Raw genomic sequence first — 17,869 nt, 5'->3', positions numbered from 1 at the left:
GGATCGACCGAGCTGTCAGCGCCGTGCCGCCAGGTCGCGGCACTTCTTCAGATTGGCATCGAAGCGCTGCGCCAATCCAGGCTCGCAGGCGTCGGCGGTGGTCATGATGCGGCACATGCCCACCGCCAGGAAATCCGACACGACCTCGGTGCACATCGAGTAGCGCGCGAGTGCAGGGTTGTCCTGCGTCTTGAAGCCCCAGCTTTCGGAGAAATCGAGCATGCGGCCCATGGCATTCTCGAAATAGTCCCGGTCGCGCTCCGCGACGGCGGTATCCATCTTGGGGAGTTCTTCGTTCAGGAAGCCCATCGCCGCGGTCGGGAACTGGCTTGCATCCGGCTGGGAGACCGCGGCCGACGCGGCGAGGAAAAGCAACAGCGGCGCAATGACGCGCGCGGACGACAAGAGGATGCGAGGGCGAAGAAATTCCATGGTTCTCGGTCTGGCAAAAGCTGGAGGGCCCGGCCGCCGCAAAACGACAGCCGGGCCCGTATTTGAACCGAAAGCCACGGGCGGTCCGGATGCCCTGTCCGCCCCGCGCGATGCCGGTGCGGCTTACCAGCTCAGTCGCACACCCGCCGAGCCCTGCACGGAGGACTTCACCCTGGCATCGCCGCCGGAACTGAAGAGCTGGCCGACTTCACCGTACAGCGTGGTGCTGGGCGTCAAGGCGAGCGTCGCGCCGGCTGCCACTTCGGTCGAGGTATAGCCGGTCGCGCTGGCGATCGACGTGCTCGCCGCCGGGCCGACGAAGGTCGCGACATCGGTGCCGGAGGTTGCGTGGTACACGTTCACCCGGCCATAGGGCTGGAGACGGCCAGCGCTGGTCGCGATGTCGCCCTTGACGCGCACGCCGAGGCGGCCGATCCAGCCGCTGTCGGCGTCCTGGCGGACGACGGCGCCGCTGATCAGGGTGTCGTCGAATCGGCCGTGCTGATAGGCGATCTGGGCCTGCGGCTCGATGCTCCAGCCTTCGGCGAGCGGGAAGGACTTGCCGGTCTCGATCGATGCCGTGGTGCTGTCGGCCTTGCCCGACGCGCCCAGGTTCAAGTCCGGACGAACCGTGTAGCGATGGCTGCCGCCCTGGAGCACGGCGTCGGCATACAGGCCACTGCCATCCATCCATGTCGCGTAGCCGCCGAGGTAGCGCGATTGCAGGTCGTCGCTGCCGACGCGGCCGATGGTGCCACGGGCATTGCCGCTCACGTCGGCGCCGCCATCCAGTTGGCCCACATACAGGCCGGCGCGCCAATTGCCGCTGGCCAGCAGATCGGTGCCGGCCTGCAGGCCGCTCACATGACCTTCGCTCTGCGCGGCGGCGATTCCGTTCTGGCGAATGTCGAGGTCGGTGTAGACGGCGCGGGCCCATGCCTGGCGGCCGCCGCTGGCGTCGCCGGTGGCCGGCGCGTTTTCATCGCCCACACGGCGATGGAGGTTGCCAAGCATGGCCAGGTCGGACTGACGCAACTGTGCCGGCAAGGCGGCGAAAAGCGGCACCTCGGCGCGGTAGGTCGGCACGGTCACCGGGGGAACTTGCGGCACCTGCGGCGCTTGCGGCGCTGGCGGGACCTGCTGGTCTTCCGACGCCGGGGGTTTGGAGGCGTCGGGTGTCACAGTGGGCGGCGCCGGGTCCGTCGGCTTCAGCGTTGTCTCGGAACGCAGGTACCAGTTCTCGCCGGCGTGCTGCGCGTCGGCCGCATACAGGCGATATTCGAACGCGCCCGCGTCGACGTGTCCGTTGGCCAGCGTGAAGGCATCGCGCGTGGTCTGCGCCGTCGTCGTTGCGCCGTTGAGCGCGCTGACCAGTTCGATGCCGTTGCCGGTGGTCTGCGCGCCGAGGCCGCCCAGGTTCGTGACGCGGATGGTGGTGTTGCCGCTCGCGCTGGCTGTCGGGCCATTCAGCACCAGGCGATCGCTCAGGCTGCTGCTGCCACCCAGCACCGTGCCGAGGTTCAGCACGCCGTTGTTGCCCACATAGGCACCATTCACCGTCAACGTGCTTCCGGGTGCCGTGCCCAGCAGGCTCACGGTACCGGCGTTCTTCAGCGATGCAACGCTCTGGCTGAAACCAGCCGTATCCAGCGTGGCGCCTGCCGCCACCGTGTGCGCGGACGCGCCGCTGAGGGCGTTGGCCGCGCCAGCCTTCAGCGTACCGGCCGAGATGGTCGTGCCGCCCGTGTAGGTGTTGTTGCTGGTCAGGATCGTGGTGCCGGTGCCGATCTGCGTGACCGCGCCCGTGCCGGAGACCACGCCATCGAAGGTGACCGCATCGGAACGATTGAAGGCCAACGTGCCGTTGTCGACCACGTCACCGACGACGGAGCCCGTCGTGCCGCCATTGCCCAGCTGCAGCGTACCGGCCGATATGGTCGTGCCGCCGGTATAGGTGTTGTTGCCGGTCAGCGTGAGCGTGCCTGCGCCAGTCTTGACGAGCGCGCCGCGGGTGTCCGTGACGGGGTCGTTGTAGGCGAGGCCGTTCAAAGCGAGGAATCCGGGTCCGGTGTCGGAGATCACGCCGCCGATGGTGCTGCTGGTGCCGAGCGCGCCGACAGTCAGCGTCTTCTTGCCGAGCACCACGTTGCCGTCGCCCGAAAGCTCACCGATCGAGATGCCGTCGTCCGCGCCGTTGATGAACACGTACCCGCCGGCGCCATTGGCGAGCCTGACCCCGCTCAGGTCGGCTTGACCCTGCAGGTAGACGCGACCGCCGGCGTTGTTGATCGTGGCGTTGCCGCCCGAACTGTCTCCTTCGAAGTAGACGCGCGCGCCGCTGCCGTTGTTGATCGTCGAATTCGCCGCCGTTGTGGTTGCCTGGAACTCGATCAGGCTGCCCTCGGCCTCGTTGGTCAGCGTGGCGGATCCTGCGCTCGCATGATTCGCGAAGGTCACTCCGGAGTTCGTTCCGAGCGAGTTGGTGCTGACGTGGGTCGTGATGTTCAGGTTGCCCGCGTTGGCGTTGGCGCCGTCGAAGTCGAGTTCGCTGTTGTTGTAGATGTCGACGGCGTTGCCGCTCGTGCCCAGGGTGCCGGTGCCGGTCACCGAGACGTTGATTCGACCTGCCGTCGCATCGGCGGGGCCGGGCAAGCCGAGTTGCGTCGAGCCCGTGAATGCGCTGTTATTGTTGCTGCTCAGCGTCAGCCGAGTGAGGCTGTAGTTGTAGTCGAACGCGGCACTGTTGATCAGCGACAAAGTCCCGCTGCCGCTCAGGCTCCCGCTCAAGGTGTTGCCGCTGGTGCCGGCCACGTCGATAGTGCCGGCACCAGCCATGGTGATGGCTCGCGAGGAGCTGATGGTGATGGTGGCAGGGGGAATGGGAGGGGGACCGAATTTCAGCGTGCCGCCGTTGAAGGTCAGCCCGCCGGTCGACGCACCGAGGTTGGCGTCGGTGCTGATCTGTAAGGTGCCGCCGGAAATGATCGTCCCGCCGGAATAGGTGTTGCTCTTGTTGAGCGTCAGTGTCCCGAGGTCGGTCTTCTCGACGGCGCCGGTGCCGCTCAGCAGACCCGAGTAGGTCGCGTCGGTCGGCTGCGCAAAGCGCACCAGGCCGTTGTCGGCGATGGCCAGCGGCGCGAACTCGGCGGTCGTCTGCAGGGTGCCGGCTGCGTCGACCGTCGTGCTCCCTGTGTAGTTGATCTGACTCGCGCCCAGGATCAGCGTGCCGCCGGCGACGCGTGTGCTGGTGATGCCCGAGGTTTGCAGCGAGTTGCCGATCGTCCAGTTGCCGCTGTCGTTCTTCACCAGCGACTGGAAGCCGGAGATCGGTTGATTGAAGGTGCCGGCGCCCGTACCGTTCAGCGTCAACAGATTGTTGCCGCCGCCGCCATTGATCGAACCGGTGATCTTCTGGCCATCGTAGAGGTTCAGCGTGTCGTTGCCGTCGGCGAAGGTCAGCGAGCCGAGGACTTGGCCCTTGTTGGTGAAATTGATCGCCATGGTGCCGGCCACACCCATGATGTTGCCCGTCGTGGTGGTCTTGTACTGGATCACGCCGGTCGTGCCGTTCACGATGGTGTTGGAACCGGCAGACGACTGGTACCAGATCGCTGAGCCGCCGCCCTGCGATTGGATGGTGCCGTTGTTGATGATCGTGTTGTTTGACCCTTGGGGATTGATTGCTTCCGCGGTGCCAGCCGTTCCGTTCGCCAGGACCTGCGCGCCCTGCTCGATCGTCAGCGTGTTGCCGTCGCGGAACTCGATGGTGTTGGCGCCGGCGCTGTACTTGCCCCCGCTGTCGCTCGTCGCACTGTTCTGGACGGTCGCGCCGCTTTGAATCCGGATGTTGGCGTTGTCGCCCGTGCTGATGGCGGTGAGTGCGCCAGTGCTGATGAGCACACCTGGCAGCACATTGACCGACGTGCCTGACGCGGTGGTGGAACCGTTTCCAATGGTCGTCTGCTGCGTGGGGGTCACCGGGTCGGTGAGCGGATTGGTGGGCGCGCAGGTGATGGTGACAGGGGCGGTACCGCTGGTCGTGCAGTCTGCCGCGGCGATCCCCGCGAAGGCAAGCAGCGTTGATGCGACGGCGGCCTTCAGGGCGGGAGCGCTCGCAGCGGAGGTGACGGAGGTCGACGACTTACCGGCGCCAGACGCCAATTCAGACGCAACGGCCCAGATCTGCCGCGAGGAGTTCCAAACAACCCTGAAAACTCGATTCATGTCGCTGACTCTTCCTCTTCCAAAAGTTTTTGAATCCGCTGATGGCGGAATTGAATACTTACGAATGTAATTCTTCGGTACTCATAACTGTTGGGAGGAAATCACAGAACTGGTGCGAGATCGCAGAAAAGCGACGGAAACGTGACAGTTTTTCATCCTTTTCTGATGACAACGGCAGCCAATCCGCGACAAAACGCACGGAAATGGGGCACTCCAGACGCCCGTAAACTCGGCCGATGGCATCCAGACCCACCCGAACGCCGCGCATGCTCGAGCGCGGCGTCATGTGCATCCTCATCGGCGCTGCCGTGTTGATTGCACCGAGCTTTCTTCAGTCGCCCGCGTGGCGCGACACCGTCGGCGGTGCCCATGTGGTCGGCTGGTTTGCCGTGGTGCTCGGGATTGCGCTGGTCGTCGTGGACCTCGTCCAGCGGGCAAAAGGCAAGAAACGCTGAAGCCGGCCGAGGCGCGGGGGGCGTCAAGCCGCAGGGATCAGCGCTTGCCGAGCGCCTTTTTCACGCCTTCGACCGCCGCGAGGACGATGGCGCCGGCAATGACGCCGACGCCGGCATTGGCGCCCATCGACACGACGCCGCCCGCCACGCCACCAGCGCTCGCGGACCAGGCCTCCAGTGCGTGCGCCAGGGCCGGCACACCATGCACAAGGATGCCGCCGCCCACGAGAAACATCGCGATCGTTCCGGCGACGGAGAGCGTCTTCATCAACCAGGGCGCGACGGCGAGAAGACCGCGGCCCAGGGCGCGCGAGGCCGCTTCTTCGCGCTTGCTCAGGTAGAGCCCCGCGTCGTCGAGCCGCACGATGCCCGCCACGAGTCCGTAGACGCCGACGGTCATGACGATCGCGATGCCCGTCAGCACCGTCAGCTGGGCGACGAAGGGCTGGCCCTGCACGGTGCCGAGCGTGATCGCGATGATTTCGGCAGAGAGGATGAAGTCGGTGCGAACAGCACCCTTGATCTTTGCTTTCTCGGCGGCGACGACGTCGACCGCCGCGTCGGCAATGAGTTTTTCATGGCGCGCGGTCTCGGCCGCGTCTTCCTTCTTGTGCAGGAACTTGTGCGCGAGCTTCTCGAAGCCTTCGAAGCACAGGAACGCGCCGCCGATCATCAGCAGCGGCGTCACCAGCCAGGGCAGCCAGGTGCCGATCAGCAACGCGGCGGGCACGAGGATCGCCTTGTTGACGAACGACCCTTTGCACACCGCCCAGACCACCGGCAACTCGCGGTTGGCCCTGACGCCGGCCACCTGCTGCGCGTTCAGCGCGAGGTCGTCGCCCAGGACGCCCGCAGTCTTCTTGGCGGCCACCTTGGTGAGCACCGAGACATCGTCGAGCACCGTCGCGATGTCGTCCAGCAGCAACAAGAGACTGGTGGCCATCCTTGCGCGGTCGCGTCAGACGGCTCGCTTCAGGCGGATTTCTTCGATCTTGACGTCGCCGATCGCGGTCGTCTTGGCGGTCTTCATCTCGCGCTTGAAGCCGGCGAGTTCATGGAAGCGCATCGCACGGTCGTTGCGCAGCGGCACCCACACGGTGACCACCGTGCAGCCTTCTTCCTCGAGGCCGTCGCGTGCGGCGTCCCACAGCGCCACGCCGACGCCCTTGCCCCAATGCTCGGGCTTGACGTAAATCGCCCAGATCTCGCCGGTGGTCGACGGTGTCTTGGGATCGCGCGAGCGGTCGAAGCCCACGAACCCGACGATCTCGCCGTCCAGTTCGGCCACATGCACCTGCGGCTCGCTGAATTCGATGGCTTCGCGCCATTTGGCCTCGCGCGTGCCGGGGGCCAGCGCACGCAACTGGTCTTCGGGGAGGATGCCCTCGTACGCGGCCCTGGCGGCGGCGGCGTGGATTTCGGCGACGGCCTTGGCGTCGCGCAGGGTGGCGGGGCGGACTTCGTAATCTGACATGAATGCGGGGAACGGAACGGTAAAGGGTCGTATTGTCGCCGCGCCGAGAAGTGACGGCCGTGGGGGCTCTTCGCTGGGGCTATAAACTGATCGTCACATTTGCATCATCCCGGAGAGATATCCATGGCCAAGGGTCAACAGCGCAGCAACAAGGAAACCAAGAAACCCAAGAAGGACACCTCGCCGCCGAAGCCGCCAGGTTCAGGCATCGAGCCGGTGCGTACGGTCACGACCGCGGTCATCCCACGCGGCAAGCTCAAGAACAAGTGATGGACAACGCCGCGCAGCCCCCGGCGGCGCAGAAGCAGGCCCGGAATCCCCTGCACGGCCTCACGCTGGAAGCCATCGTCACGGCGCTCGAGGCGCACTACGGCTGGCAGGGGCTGGGCGAGCGCATTCCGCTGCGTTGCTTCACGAGCGACCCGAGCGTCTCGTCCAGCCTCAAGTTCCTGCGCAAGACGCCCTGGGCGCGCGAGAAGGTCGAAAGCCTCTACCTCTTCATGCTGCGCGACCAGCGGCGGCAGCAATCCTCCATCCCTCGATCTTCCGCTTCTCGCCCACGATGAAGGCCCTGGTCGAACCGGGCGGATTCATCTTCGAGACCGAATCCGAACGCACGCTGCTTCAATCCGCCGACGCCGCCGGCATCGAGCTGCCGAGTTCCTGCCGCAACGGCACCTGCCGCACTTGCATCTGCAAGCTCGTGGCCGGCGAGATCCGCTATCGCATCGAATGGCCTGGCGTGAGTTCCGACGAAAAGGCCGAGGGCTGGATCCTGCCCTGCGTGGCGGAACCGGTCGGCGACGTCACGATCGACGTGCCCTACGCGTTCTCAGCTTTCTAGCTTGACGAGACGATCCCTCCGCGCGAGCGAGGGAAACAGCCGGAACCATGCAGCGGCCACCAGCACGGTGCCGATACCGCCCACCACGACCGAGCCCACCGGCCCCAGCAGGGCCGCCGTGGCGCCGGACTCGAACTCGCCGAGCTGATTGCTCGCGCCGATGAAGATCGAATTCACCGCGCTGACGCGCCCGCGCATCGCGTCCGGCGTCTCGAGCTGCACCAGCGTCTGGCGGATCACCACGTTGACCATGTCCGCACCACCCGAGACCGCCAGCGCGATCATCGACACGACGAAGTTGCGCGAGATGCCGAACACGATCATGCACACGCCGAACATCGCCACCGCCATCAGCAGCTTGCGGCCGACATGGCGCTCGACCGGCCGGCGCGTGAGCATGATCGACATGAACAGCGCACCGATCGCCGGCGCGCCGCGCAGCAGCCCCAGGCCCCAAGGGCCGGTATGGAGGATGTCCTTGGCGTAGATGGGCAGCAGCGCGACGGCGCCGCCCAGCAGCACCGCGAACAGGTCGAGCGAGACCGCGCCCAGCACCGGCTTGCGCTTCCAGATGAAATCGACACCGGCCAGCACCGTCTTGAGCGTCACGGGCTCGCGCGGCGACAGGGTGTAGACGTACTTCAGACGCAGCACCAGCGTCGAAGCCAGCGCAAAGAACGCCACCGCGGCGCCGTACACCACGCCCATGCCCGCGACGAACAGCAGCCCTCCCAAGGCGGGCCCTCCGATGATGGCGCCCTGCATGCCGGCCGAACTGAAGGCCATCGCGCGCGGCAACATGATCGGCGACACGAGCAACGGCGTCAGCGCCTGCTGCGCGGGCATCTGGAAGGCCCGGACCGCGCCGAGCACCAGCGACAGCCCCAACAGCAGGCCGCGCGAATCGTGCGACGCATGCACGGCCAGCAACAGCACGAGCGACACCGCGCCCTGCACGGCGAAGCACGTCGCAACGATGCGCCCGCGATGATGGTTGTCGACCACGTGCCCCGCGAGCAGCGCCAGAAGCAGGGCCGGTACGAACTGGTAGAGGCCCACCAGGCCGAGATCCCAGGCACTGTGCGTGATGTCGTACATGTGCCAGCCGATGGCAACGAGCAGCATCTGACTTGCGGCGGTCCCGAACACCCGCGCAACCCACAACTGCATGAAGGGCCGCTCGCGCGTGAGGTCGGTAAAACTGGAAGATCGCGAGGGAGCAGCTGGAGCGGGAGCGGGAGCGGGAGCGGACATCGCAGCGAGGATAGCTGACACTAGACTTGGCCGACCATGACCGAGGCTGACTTGTACCTGATCCACGAAGACCCGCATCTGCTGGTGTTCGACAAGCCTGCCGGCCTGCTGTGCGTGCCCGGCCGCGGCGCGGACAAGCAGGATTGCCTGAGCGCGCGTGTCACGCGCCGCTGGCCGGATGCGCTGGTCGTGCATCGGCTCGACATGGCGACGAGCGGCCTGGTGCTGATGGCACGCAGCCTCTCCATTCAGCGCGCACTCGGCGACGCATTCGCCGCAAGGCAGGTCAGCAAGCGCTATGAAGCGATCGTCGACGGCCTGTTGCCTCTCAGCGATGAATGGTCCTTGATCGACGCCCCGCTCATGGCCGACTGGCCGCGCAGGCCCCTACAGAAGATCGATGCCGCCGGCAAGCCGAGCCAGACGCGATGGCGCGTCAAGCAGCAATTGCCCGATCGCGATGCCAGTCACTTGTGGCTGGAGCCGCTCACCGGGCGAAGCCATCAACTGCGAGTGCATCTCCAGTCGATCGGCCACCCCATCCTCGGCGATGCGCTCTACGCCGATGAACACCTCCGGCAACGAGCGCCGAGGCTCATGCTGCATGCCACGATGCTCGAATTCATGCATCCGGCCGAAGATCGGATGTGCCGATTCGACAGCCCGCCGCCTTTCTAGTGTTCGCCCTTGACGACGAGCACAGGCACTTTCGCATCCTGCAGCACGCGCTGCGTCACGCTGCCGAGCAGCAGTTTCTCGATGCCCGTGCGCCCGTGCGAGCCCATCACGATCAGGTCGGCGCCGATGGCGATCGCGGTGTCGACGATGCCCTCGTGCACCACGTGCCCGTCGATCACGCGCTGGTCGCTGTGCAGGCCTTCGGCTGCCAGCGCCGCCACGCCACGCGCCAACGCCGCATTGGCGCTGCTTGTCGCGGCGGCGAGGTATTCGTTCTGGCCCAAGGCGTAGTCAGCGCCCACGCCGATGAAGGGGTAGTTGTCCACCACGTGAATGAGTGTGATGCGACTGCCGAACGCAAGGGCCAGCCCGCTGGCCTTGCTGACCGCCAGCATCGACGTTTCGGAGCCGTCGATGGGCACCAGGATGTGATTGAACATGGCAGACCTCTTTCATGCACAGAACAGGATTCGCGGGCGAACCGGGCCCCGAATTTACATCCAAGACATGCACTGCGGATGTAGGACTTCTCCAGTCCGCAGCGCAGCATCAATCGCCCTGAAAACTGCCGGCCCGGCACGTCACGACCAGGGTGTCGCGCCATCCGGGCTCGCCCTCGATCAGCGGCTGGATCGGCGTCGATTCGTGGATGACGCGTGCGTCGTCCAGCAGGAGCAAGGTCCACGGTTCGGTCATCGTGAAGCGTTCGCCACGACGACCGGTCGCCTCGAAGACGCGGGTCTCGCCGCCCTTGATGTTGTGGCGGCCGACGAGCGCGACCGCGACCACGTCGACACCGTCCCGGTGCGCACCTTCGGGCGTCGGCCGGCCGATGCCGTCGGCGGTGTCGATGCGGAACTGGTGCGCCTCGATGTACCAGGGCTGGGTCCCGCGCAAGCCGCTCGCCACATCGCCGAGCGCGCGCATCAGGCGCTGCCACACGGGCTGCGCCACAGTGCCCTCTTCCATCGGCGCAAACCAGCGCTGCATGCCGCCATGCAGCGCGTTGTATTCGACCGGCTGCCAATGCGCGCGATGCGGCGCCTGCACGAGCGTCGCGCCATCGACCGTGAAACAGGCATGGCGGCGCGTGCGATAGCGCCCCCCGTCCTTCAGGTAGTCGTCAGGCGGCAGCTGCTGCCAATCGCCGTGAAGCGCTTCGAGCTCCGACAGCGATGCGCCCAGCCACTGGGCCACGCCTTGCGGGCTCAGCACGGCATAGCCGTCCTGGCGCAAGGTGGAAACGAGGCGATCGGGCGGCGTGAACGGTGGGCTGAATGCCGTGCTCACTCAGTCACCTTCACGCCTTTCCAGAAGGCGACGCGGTCCTTGACCATCTCTGCTTCGGGCTTGGGATCGGCGTAGTACCAGGCGGCATCGGTGTTGAGTTCGCCGTTGACCAGCAGCGAGTAGTAGCTCGCCGTGCCTTTCCAGGCGCAGGTGGTCTTGTGGTTGCTGAAGGTCACATGGTCGCGATTGAGCGATTCCATGGGGAAATAGTGATTGCCTTCGACGAGCACCGTGTCGTCGCTCTCGGCGATGGTGACGCCGTTCCAGGTTGCTTTCATTTCGTGACTCCAAGGCGCGATGCGCCATTCACACTCACGAAAGTAGCACATCAGGCGTGTTCAATGATGGAGGTTCCCGGATGAAGCGGTTTCTCATCGTGATGGTCGCCGTCCTGGCATCGAGCGCATTCGGACTGCCAACGACTGCGATGGCGCAACATGCGACCAAGCCGTTTTCAACGCCGGCAAGGTTTCCGGAGTGAACGACTCGAACGCAAAGCCGACGCTGTCGCGCCCGGCACCTACTTGCGCGACATCAGCTTCCTGATCTCTTCCATGTGCTCGGCTGCGCGCTGCGTGATGTGGGCCATTGCATCCGTCTGCGACCGCTTCGCCATCTCGGCAATTTCCTTCATGTCGGCAATGGTCTTCTCGAAGGCATTGCGAACCACCTCGGTCTGCTTCGACGGGTCGCCGACGCCCTTCGCGGCTTCCTGCATGACCTGCATCGACTCGGTCATCATTTCGGTCTGCTTGCGCGCGATGGCCTGCATGGCCTCGTAAGCCGACTTGTTGGCCTCGACCAAGGCTTCGACGTCCTTGCGTCGCGCCTCGACGATGGCCCCCATGTCGATGCCCGGCATCTTGAGTTGCTCCAGCATATTCTTCATGTCGCCGAACGGATCTGTTGCCATGGCATGTCTCCTGGTGAATGATTGAATTCGGTACAACGCCTGCGCCGACGACGCATCATTGCACAAGCCGCCTGCGCGGTCTCGCTCAACGCCCGCGCCCTCAGCTTCCCGCTCTGTTCGGATCTCGCCAGGCGCGCTCGAAGGGCAGCCGCCAGGCATGCGGCGCGATCAGCTGGTGAATCGGCTTCGGCCCCCACGATCCCGGCTCGTAGAGCCGCACCGGCGGCGGTGACTCGAGCAGATGCGTTGAAACCTGCCACAGCCGCTCGATACCCTCTGCCGTCGTGAACAAGGTGCGGTCGCCGCGCATGGCGTCCAGGATCAGGCGCTCGTAGGCTTCCAGCACTTCGCCGACCAGCCCTGTATCGCGCATCGCGAACTGCAGGCTCAGCTTGTCCAGGCGCATGCCCGGCCCGGGTCGCTTGCCGTAGAAGGACAGCGACATCTTCGATGCATCGGCAAGGTCGAAGGTCAGGTGGTCCGGCCCCTGTGCACCGACGCCCGATCCGGACGGGAACATGCTCTTGGGCGGTTCGCGGAAGGCGATCGAGATGATGCGCTGCCCCTCGGCCAGACGCTTGCCGGTGCGCAGGAAGAAAGGCACGCCGGCCCAGCGCCAATTGTCGATATGGCACTTGAGCGCCACGAAGGTCTCCGTATCCGAATCGGGGTCGACGCCCTCTTCCTGCCTGTAGCCGCTGTACTGCCCGCGCACCACCTCCGAGGGCACGATCGGCAGCATGCTGCGGAAGACCTTGTTCTTCTCCTCGCTGATCGGCGCCGGTTCGAGCGCCGTGGGCGGCTCCATCGCCATGAAGCCCAGGATCTGGAAGAGGTGCGTCACCACCATGTCCCGGTAGGCGCCGGTCTGCTCGTAGAAGCCCGCGCGCTTGCCGAGACCGAGGGTCTCGGGCACGTCGATCTGCACATGGTCGATGAAGTTGCGGTTCCAGATCGGCTCGAAAAGGCCGTTGGCGAAGCGGAAGGCCAGGATGTTCTGCGCCGGCTCCTTGCCGAGGAAGTGGTCGATGCGAAAGATCTGCTCCTCCTGGAACACCTCGTGCAGTTGGCCGTTCAGGAACACCGCGCTCGCGAGATCGGTGCCGAAGGGCTTCTCCATCACGATGTGCGATCGCTCGACCAGGTCGGCCGCGCCCAGCATGCGTACCACCGACAGGGCCGCGCTCGGCGGCACGCTCAGGTAGTGAAGACGCCGGCACTCGGGCGCGTCGAGCGACGTCTCGGCGCGTTCGACCGCTTCCTTGAGCGCCTGCGCACCCCCAGAGAGCGGCACGTAGTCGAGGATGCCCGCGAAGGCGTCCCAGGCGGCCGGAGAGACCTTGCGACTGCCGAATTCATCCAGCGCACTGCGCGCGGCGGCGCGAAAGCCTTCGGCGTCGAGTTCGTCGAGCGAGACGCCGATGATCCGGCAGCCGGGGATGAAGCCCGAACTGCAGAGGTGAAACAGGCCCGGCAGCAGCTTGCGCCGCGCCAGGTCGCCCGTCGCGCCGACCAGCATCACGACTTGCGGAAAACGAGGACCGACGCCGGGAGGGATCTTCGCCATGGATGTCACCTTGCTTCGTTGTTCTACCGAAAGGCAAGCGATTTTGATGCCAGACGCCGCTTCGGCGCCTGGAATGTCGCCACACTTGTTACTCCCGGCGTTGGGCTTCCGGTGCCAAACTTTCTCCCAGTCCACAACGACCGATGTTCATCGAATGGAGATTCAAGCCATGACCACCTCTGCCATGCATACACCGCCGGTCTTGTCGCCGCAGGAATGGGAAGCGGCCCGCCAGAAGCTGCTCGCGAAGGAAAAGGCGCACACCCACGCGCACGACGCCCTGGCCGCCGAGCGCCGGCGAATGCCGTGGATGGAGGCGAAGACCTCGTATGTCTTCGAAGGACCTTCGGGCAAGATGAGCTTCCTCGACCTGTTCGACGGCCGGCGTCAATTGATCGTCTACCGCGCCTTCTACGAGCCCGGCGTGTTCGGCTGGCCCGACCAAGCCTGCCGGGGCTGCTCCATGGTGGCCGACCAGGTCGCCCACCTCGCCCACCTGAACGCCCGCGACACGACCCTCGCCTTCATCTCGCGCGCACCTCAGGCGGACATCGCGCGGCTGAAGGCGCGGATGGACTGGAAGATGCCGTGGTTCACCATCACCGACAGCTTCGACGCCGACTTCGGCGTGGGCGAGTGGCACGGCACGAACGTGTTCTACCGCGACGGCAATCGCGTGTTCCGCACCTACTTCATCCACAGCCGCGGCGACGAGCAGATGGGCGGCACCTGGAACTACCTCGACATCACGCCGCTCGGCCGGCAGGAGATCTGGGAAGACTCACCCGAGGGCTATCCCCAAACGCCGCCCTACAAGTGGTGGAACTGGCACGACAGCTACGTCCCGGACGCAGCGCCCGACAAGAAGTGGGTCGAGGTGTCGGACGCCGGAGAAGCAGCGTTCCGGGACGATCAGGCGAATACGAAGGCTTGAGCCAGCCGCCTCAGCGGCGCTCCTGGATCATCTTCCACCCGTTCCCTGACGGGTCGCGGAAGCCGGCATCCACGGTCCCGTAGCGCTCCACGGGCTCCTGCGTGAATTCCACGCCCCGCTCGCGCATCCGGTCGTAGGCAACCTGGCAGTCGTCCACGACCAGCACCAGCGGCGGCATCGCGCCTTTCGCCACAACCGCGTTCAGCGTCTGCGCGGTCGCGGCGTCGAGCATCGGCGGCCCTGGCTTGAACAGGCCGAGCTGGAACGACGGCTGGTCCGGGTGCTGGATGGTGAGCCATCGATAGTCCCCGTTCTTCACGTCCGTGTGAACGCGAAAGCCCAGCTTCTCGACGTAGAACGTGAGCGCTTCGTCCTGGTCTCGCACATACAGACCAGCCACTTGTACACCTTGACTCATGAGATCTCCTTTTCTTGAGACCCGTTTATATCGACCGCGATTCGGCGCCGCTTCTCCAAAACTGCGATCGTGAGGTCGGGCCGATGCGCGGCGCTGACGATGCAGGCGGGCACGCGACCGAGGTCGTTCGCCATCGCTCTCCCCTGCGCCCGGATCGCACTGGGACTCTCGCCGGTGATGTCGCGGAAGATGCGCCCGAAGGTGCCAAGGCTCGCCCACCCCGTGTGGAAGGCGATCTCGGTGATGGGCAGGTCGGTGTCGCGCAGCAGTGCCGTCGCGCGCTCGATGCGCCGGGTGAGCAGATACCGGTGCGGAGGCACACCGAAGGCTTGCTTGAACGATCGGGCGAAGTGGGCCGCGGAGACACCACTCACTTCCGCTAGTCTCTGCACGGGCCAATCTTCATGCGAGGCGGCGTCCATCCGGTCCTTTGCGCGCAACAGGCGGCGCAGCAGTTTGGGGTCTTGGCTTTCTGGGTCACTACGCATGCTGATTCCGGCCTGTGCTGTGAAAACGCCGGTCCTTCGCCTATATTGACTCAAACCCGTTTCAAGCGAGGTGGCCCATGAAGCAAGACATCGAAGGGCGTCAGGTGGAGAAGCACAACCGTATCCAGCGTCAAGCGCTGAGATCCCTTCTCATTGTCGCGACCATCGCCGGGCTTCATTGGATGTGGGGGTGTACCACAAGCAACCGTGCAGCCGAGGCGAGTACGAAGACAGTACAGCTTTCGGCGACGGGGATGAACGCGGGTCAGGTCGGCAAGGCATTCCTGCGTCCACAGTCCGATGCCACCGTGGTGACGATCGAAGTCTCGGGCCTGAGCGTCGCGACGACGCCGCCTGTGCAGTTGTACATGGCTGTGTTTGAAGGCCGATGTGGAAGCCTTGCACCCAACCCCAAGTTCGCCTTGAACAAGGTCGTTCTGGTGACCGAGATCAACAACCCCACTTCGCTGGCTCCGGCCAGCGGGCCTTTCCGTTTGACCAATACAGCACCCGCACCGCTGTCTCAGTTGACGGGTTCGCCCCATGCGCTTGTCGTCCGAACGAGCCCTGTAGACCTGAACCGAGAGGTGTTCTGCGGCAATCTGTGAGCACTGCTGGCGCGTAACGGACATACCGTAACGGTCAATCCTTCGCCTGGAGCCAGTGCACACTGAACATCCGCTCCGGATCGGTCCATACCGCCGCAGGCCGAAAGCCCGCCTTCACGGCGAGGGCGCGCAACCCATCGACGGTGAACTTGTGCGAGTTCTCGGTATGGATCGTCTCGCCTTCCTCGAAGTTGAAACGCTGGCCGTCGAGCGTCACAGTCTGCGCGCGCCGGCTCACGAGGTGCATCTCGATGCGCCGCAGCGGCGAGTTGTAGAACGCGGCGTGCGTGAAGCCGTCGACGTCGAAATCCGTTTCGAGCTCGGCGTTGGCGCGTCGCAGCAGGTTGAGGTTGAAGGCCGCCGTCACGCCTTGCGCGTCGTTGTAGGCGGCATGCAGCAGTGCGGGGTCCTTCACGAGATCGACGCCCAGAAGCAAGCCGCCACCACGGAGCAGCCGCTGGGCCAGTTGCATGAAGGCGAGCGCCTCCTCCGGGCTGAAGTTGCCCAGCGTCGACCCCGGAAAAAATCCCACGCGCTGGCCGCCACCCTTCTCGCGCGACGGAAGCACCAGCGGCATCGTGTAGTCGGCCACCATCGGCTGCACGATCAGCTTCGGATAGTCCTTGCGCAGGCGCTCGGCCGCGGCTTCGAGATGTTCGCCCGAGATGTCGATGGGCACATAGCGCTTCGGCGATTCGAGCGCATCGAGCAGCAGCCGCACCTTGGTGAGCGAGCCCGCGCCGAACTCGACGATCTCGGCATGGGGTCCGATCTGCGCCGCGATCTCCGGCGCGCATTCGGTGAGGATGCGAACCTCCGTGCGTGTCGGGTAGTACTCGGGCAGTTCGCAGATGCGATCGAACAGCGCCGAGCCCGCAACGTCGTAGAAGAACTTGGGCGATATGCTGCGCGCGTCGAGGCTCAACCCTGCGTTCAGTTCGCGGGCGAAGTCGGACAGGGGCGCAGCCCGCTGTGCCGCGCGGAATGCCTGGAGGTTGAATGCTGGAGTGCCCATCAGAGGTCTTTCGCGAGCCGCAGCCCCGAGAACTGCCAGCGTGCCGCCGGCGGGAAGAAGTTGCGATAGCTGGCCCGCGCATGCCCTTGCGGCGTCGCGACACTGCTGCCTCGCAGCACCAGTTGGCCCACCATGAACTTCCCGTTGTATTCCGCCGCGATGCCCGAGAGCGGCCGAAACCCTGGATACGGGTCGTAGGAAGAGCGCGTCCACTGCCACACGTGGCCGGTCATCTGCGAAATGCCGGGTGCGTTGTACGCCGCTTCCCACTCGAACTCGGTCGGCAGCCGCGCGCCGACCCATTCGGCGTAGGCGGCGGCTTCATAGAAGCTGAGTTGCGCGACCGGCGCTTCGGGCTCCATCGGCCGAACGCCGTGCAGACCAAAGACCTGCCAGCCTGTGCTCGCGCCCTGGTGCATCAGCCTCGGATCGCCCGATGCGAGCCAGTAGGCCGGACAGCGCCATCCCTGGGCCTGGACGGTGGCCCAACCATCGGACAGCCACAGTTCGGGCCGCTCGTAGCCGCCGTCGGCGATGAACTGCGCATAGTCGCCGCAATTCACGAGACGGTCTGCGATGGCATAGGGCTGCAACAACACCGAGTGGCGCGGCGTCTCGTTGTCGAAGGCAAAGCCACGGCTGTCATGGCCGATCTCGGTCACGCCGCCGGGCCTCGACAACCATTGCATCGGCCGCGCCACCGAAGCAAGGCGCAGTGCAGGCCCTGGCGCCGGCCGGTACGCCGGCTGCAAGGGGTTGCATGACAACGCATGCAGGATGTCCGTGACGATCAACTCCTGATGTTGCTGCTCGTGATGCAGCCCCAGCGTGACGATGGATTCGATCGCCGACCAGTCCGCCTCACTCGCGCTGCCGAGCAGCGCCCGCACGGCTTCGTCCACGTGGTGCCGATACGCGTGCACCTCTTCGAGCGACGGCCGCGTCAGCAGGCCGCGCTGTGGCCGCGGATGACGCGGACCCAGCGCCTCGTAGTACGAATTGAAAAGGTAGTGAAAGCGCGGATCGAACACCCGGTAACCATTCGCGTGTGCCTGGAGCAACACGGTCTCGAAAAACCAGGTGGTGTGCGCAAGATGCCATTTGGTGGGACTGGCATCGGGCATCGACTGGACGCACTGGTCCTCGGCGGAGAGTGGCGCCGCCAGTGAAAGACTGTGAGCACGCACCGACTGGAAACGCTCGCGCAGTTCGTCCGCCGCGGGCGCGGCCGGCCGGATCAGGTTCATGGGGTCTCCAAGTTTCGTCTTGACGGGT

22 protein-coding genes are annotated in these 17,869 nt (G+C 65.4%); 8 read left to right on the top strand and 14 right to left on the bottom strand.

Annotated features, from left to right (window positions below; genetic code table 11):
- Positions 1-15 precede the first annotated feature (15 nt).
- On the bottom strand, positions 16-432 hold the full coding sequence (locus AC1DN9_RS13880) for a hypothetical protein (protein WP_478101027.1): 417 nt from the start codon (positions 430-432) through the stop codon (positions 16-18).
- A gap of 123 nt (positions 433-555) precedes the next feature.
- The gene (locus AC1DN9_RS13875) at positions 556-4,656 is read right to left on the bottom strand and encodes an autotransporter outer membrane beta-barrel domain-containing protein (protein WP_478101026.1); all 4,101 of its coding nucleotides are present in this window, start codon (positions 4,654-4,656) and stop codon (positions 556-558) included.
- Between the two features lie 236 nt (positions 4,657-4,892).
- On the opposite strand from AC1DN9_RS13875, the gene AC1DN9_RS13870 reads away from it, so the two are divergent.
- Positions 4,893-5,111 carry a hypothetical protein gene (locus AC1DN9_RS13870; protein ID WP_478101025.1) on the top strand — a complete coding sequence of 73 codons (219 nt, stop codon included), beginning with the start codon at positions 4,893-4,895 and terminating at the stop codon, positions 5,109-5,111.
- Between the two features lie 37 nt (positions 5,112-5,148).
- On the opposite strand, the gene AC1DN9_RS13865 is transcribed toward AC1DN9_RS13870, so the two are convergent.
- On the bottom strand, positions 5,149-6,054 hold the full coding sequence (locus tag AC1DN9_RS13865; RefSeq protein WP_478101023.1) for a DUF808 domain-containing protein: 906 nt from the start codon (positions 6,052-6,054) through the stop codon (positions 5,149-5,151).
- A gap of 15 nt (positions 6,055-6,069) precedes the next feature.
- A complete protein-coding gene (locus tag AC1DN9_RS13860) occupies positions 6,070-6,585 on the bottom strand; it encodes an N-acetyltransferase family protein (protein ID WP_478101021.1) in 516 nt (171 codons plus the stop codon).
- Positions 6,586-6,708: 123 nt separating this feature from the next.
- Here AC1DN9_RS13860 and AC1DN9_RS13855 point away from each other — a divergent pair, with 123 nt between their 5' ends.
- Genes AC1DN9_RS13855 through AC1DN9_RS13845 form a run of 3 tightly spaced genes read left to right on the top strand, consistent with a single transcriptional unit; the run spans position 6,709 to position 7,429 of the window.
- Positions 6,709-6,855 carry a hypothetical protein gene (locus AC1DN9_RS13855; protein ID WP_478101019.1) on the top strand — a complete coding sequence of 49 codons (147 nt, stop codon included), beginning with the start codon at positions 6,709-6,711 and terminating at the stop codon, positions 6,853-6,855.
- Positions 6,855-7,151: a VF530 family protein gene (locus tag AC1DN9_RS13850; protein ID WP_478101017.1), complete on the top strand. Its 297-nt coding sequence runs from the start codon at positions 6,855-6,857 to the stop codon at positions 7,149-7,151. Before AC1DN9_RS13855 ends, AC1DN9_RS13850 begins: the two co-directional genes overlap by 1 nt.
- Positions 7,148-7,429, top strand: a complete 282-nt coding sequence (locus AC1DN9_RS13845; RefSeq protein ID WP_478101015.1) for a 2Fe-2S iron-sulfur cluster-binding protein — start codon at positions 7,148-7,150, stop codon at positions 7,427-7,429. The genes AC1DN9_RS13850 and AC1DN9_RS13845 overlap by 4 nt, the downstream gene beginning before the upstream one ends.
- Here the strand turns inward: AC1DN9_RS13845 and AC1DN9_RS13840 are convergent.
- Entirely contained in the window at positions 7,418-8,599 is a 1,182-nt protein-coding gene (locus AC1DN9_RS13840) for an MFS transporter (protein ID WP_478101013.1), read from the bottom strand. The two genes, AC1DN9_RS13845 and AC1DN9_RS13840, sit on opposite strands and share 12 nt — an antisense overlap.
- A gap of 120 nt (positions 8,600-8,719) precedes the next feature.
- On the opposite strand from AC1DN9_RS13840, the gene AC1DN9_RS13835 reads away from it, so the two are divergent.
- On the top strand, positions 8,720-9,361 hold the full coding sequence (locus tag AC1DN9_RS13835) for an RluA family pseudouridine synthase (protein WP_478101011.1): 642 nt from the start codon (positions 8,720-8,722) through the stop codon (positions 9,359-9,361).
- Here AC1DN9_RS13835 and AC1DN9_RS13830 read toward each other — a convergent pair.
- The 3 genes from AC1DN9_RS13830 to AC1DN9_RS13820 all read right to left on the bottom strand — a co-directional run bounded on the left by AC1DN9_RS13830 (position 9,358) and on the right by AC1DN9_RS13820 (position 10,929).
- Positions 9,358-9,801: a universal stress protein gene (locus AC1DN9_RS13830; protein WP_478101010.1), complete on the bottom strand. Its 444-nt coding sequence runs from the start codon at positions 9,799-9,801 to the stop codon at positions 9,358-9,360. The genes AC1DN9_RS13835 and AC1DN9_RS13830 overlap by 4 nt on opposite strands.
- Positions 9,802-9,910: 109 nt before the next feature.
- A complete protein-coding gene (locus AC1DN9_RS13825; RefSeq protein ID WP_478101008.1) occupies positions 9,911-10,651 on the bottom strand; it encodes a 2OG-Fe dioxygenase family protein in 741 nt (246 codons plus the stop codon).
- Complete coding sequence (locus AC1DN9_RS13820; RefSeq protein WP_478101006.1) at positions 10,648-10,929, bottom strand: DUF427 domain-containing protein; 282 nt, start codon at positions 10,927-10,929, stop codon at positions 10,648-10,650. The genes AC1DN9_RS13825 and AC1DN9_RS13820 overlap by 4 nt, the downstream gene beginning before the upstream one ends.
- A gap of 80 nt (positions 10,930-11,009) precedes the next feature.
- On the opposite strand from AC1DN9_RS13820, the gene AC1DN9_RS13815 reads away from it, so the two are divergent.
- Positions 11,010-11,132, top strand: coding sequence for a hypothetical protein (locus tag AC1DN9_RS13815; protein ID WP_478101004.1), 123 nt, complete (start codon positions 11,010-11,012; stop codon positions 11,130-11,132).
- A gap of 39 nt (positions 11,133-11,171) precedes the next feature.
- On the opposite strand, the gene AC1DN9_RS13810 is transcribed toward AC1DN9_RS13815, so the two are convergent.
- Both AC1DN9_RS13810 and zwf read right to left on the bottom strand, forming a co-directional pair.
- Positions 11,172-11,564 carry a phasin family protein gene (locus AC1DN9_RS13810; RefSeq protein WP_478101002.1) on the bottom strand — a complete coding sequence of 131 codons (393 nt, stop codon included), beginning with the start codon at positions 11,562-11,564 and terminating at the stop codon, positions 11,172-11,174.
- Positions 11,565-11,664: 100 nt separating this feature from the next.
- Positions 11,665-13,131 (bottom strand): glucose-6-phosphate dehydrogenase, encoded by a 1,467-nt coding sequence (zwf, locus tag AC1DN9_RS13805; protein WP_478101000.1) that lies wholly within the window; start codon positions 13,129-13,131, stop codon positions 11,665-11,667.
- A 169-nt stretch (positions 13,132-13,300) separates the two neighbouring features.
- On the opposite strand from zwf, the gene AC1DN9_RS13800 reads away from it, so the two are divergent.
- Complete coding sequence (locus AC1DN9_RS13800) at positions 13,301-14,065, top strand: DUF899 domain-containing protein (protein ID WP_478100998.1); 765 nt, start codon at positions 13,301-13,303, stop codon at positions 14,063-14,065.
- 10 nt (positions 14,066-14,075) lie between these two features.
- On the opposite strand, the gene AC1DN9_RS13795 is transcribed toward AC1DN9_RS13800, so the two are convergent.
- Entirely contained in the window at positions 14,076-14,483 is a 408-nt protein-coding gene (locus tag AC1DN9_RS13795) for a VOC family protein (protein WP_478100996.1), read from the bottom strand.
- Positions 14,480-14,971, bottom strand: coding sequence for a helix-turn-helix domain-containing protein (locus AC1DN9_RS13790; RefSeq protein ID WP_478101130.1), 492 nt, complete (start codon positions 14,969-14,971; stop codon positions 14,480-14,482). Before AC1DN9_RS13790 ends, AC1DN9_RS13795 begins: the two co-directional genes overlap by 4 nt.
- Positions 14,972-15,048: 77 nt before the next feature.
- Here AC1DN9_RS13790 and AC1DN9_RS13785 point away from each other — a divergent pair, with 77 nt between their 5' ends.
- A complete protein-coding gene (locus tag AC1DN9_RS13785; protein WP_478100994.1) occupies positions 15,049-15,579 on the top strand; it encodes a hypothetical protein in 531 nt (176 codons plus the stop codon).
- 34 nt (positions 15,580-15,613) lie between these two features.
- On the opposite strand, the gene egtD is transcribed toward AC1DN9_RS13785, so the two are convergent.
- A complete protein-coding gene (gene egtD / locus AC1DN9_RS13780) occupies positions 15,614-16,594 on the bottom strand; it encodes an L-histidine N(alpha)-methyltransferase (protein ID WP_478100992.1) in 981 nt (326 codons plus the stop codon).
- On the bottom strand, positions 16,594-17,841 hold the full coding sequence (gene egtB / locus AC1DN9_RS13775) for an ergothioneine biosynthesis protein EgtB (RefSeq protein ID WP_478100990.1): 1,248 nt from the start codon (positions 17,839-17,841) through the stop codon (positions 16,594-16,596). Before egtB ends, egtD begins: the two co-directional genes overlap by 1 nt.
- Between the last annotated feature and the right edge of the window lie 28 nt (positions 17,842-17,869).

It is taken from the genome of Variovorax sp. 05L425 (assembly GCF_056397705.1).
The sequence above is the reverse complement of the archived record's forward strand: the minus strand, read 5'-3'. Positions and strand labels throughout refer to the sequence as shown.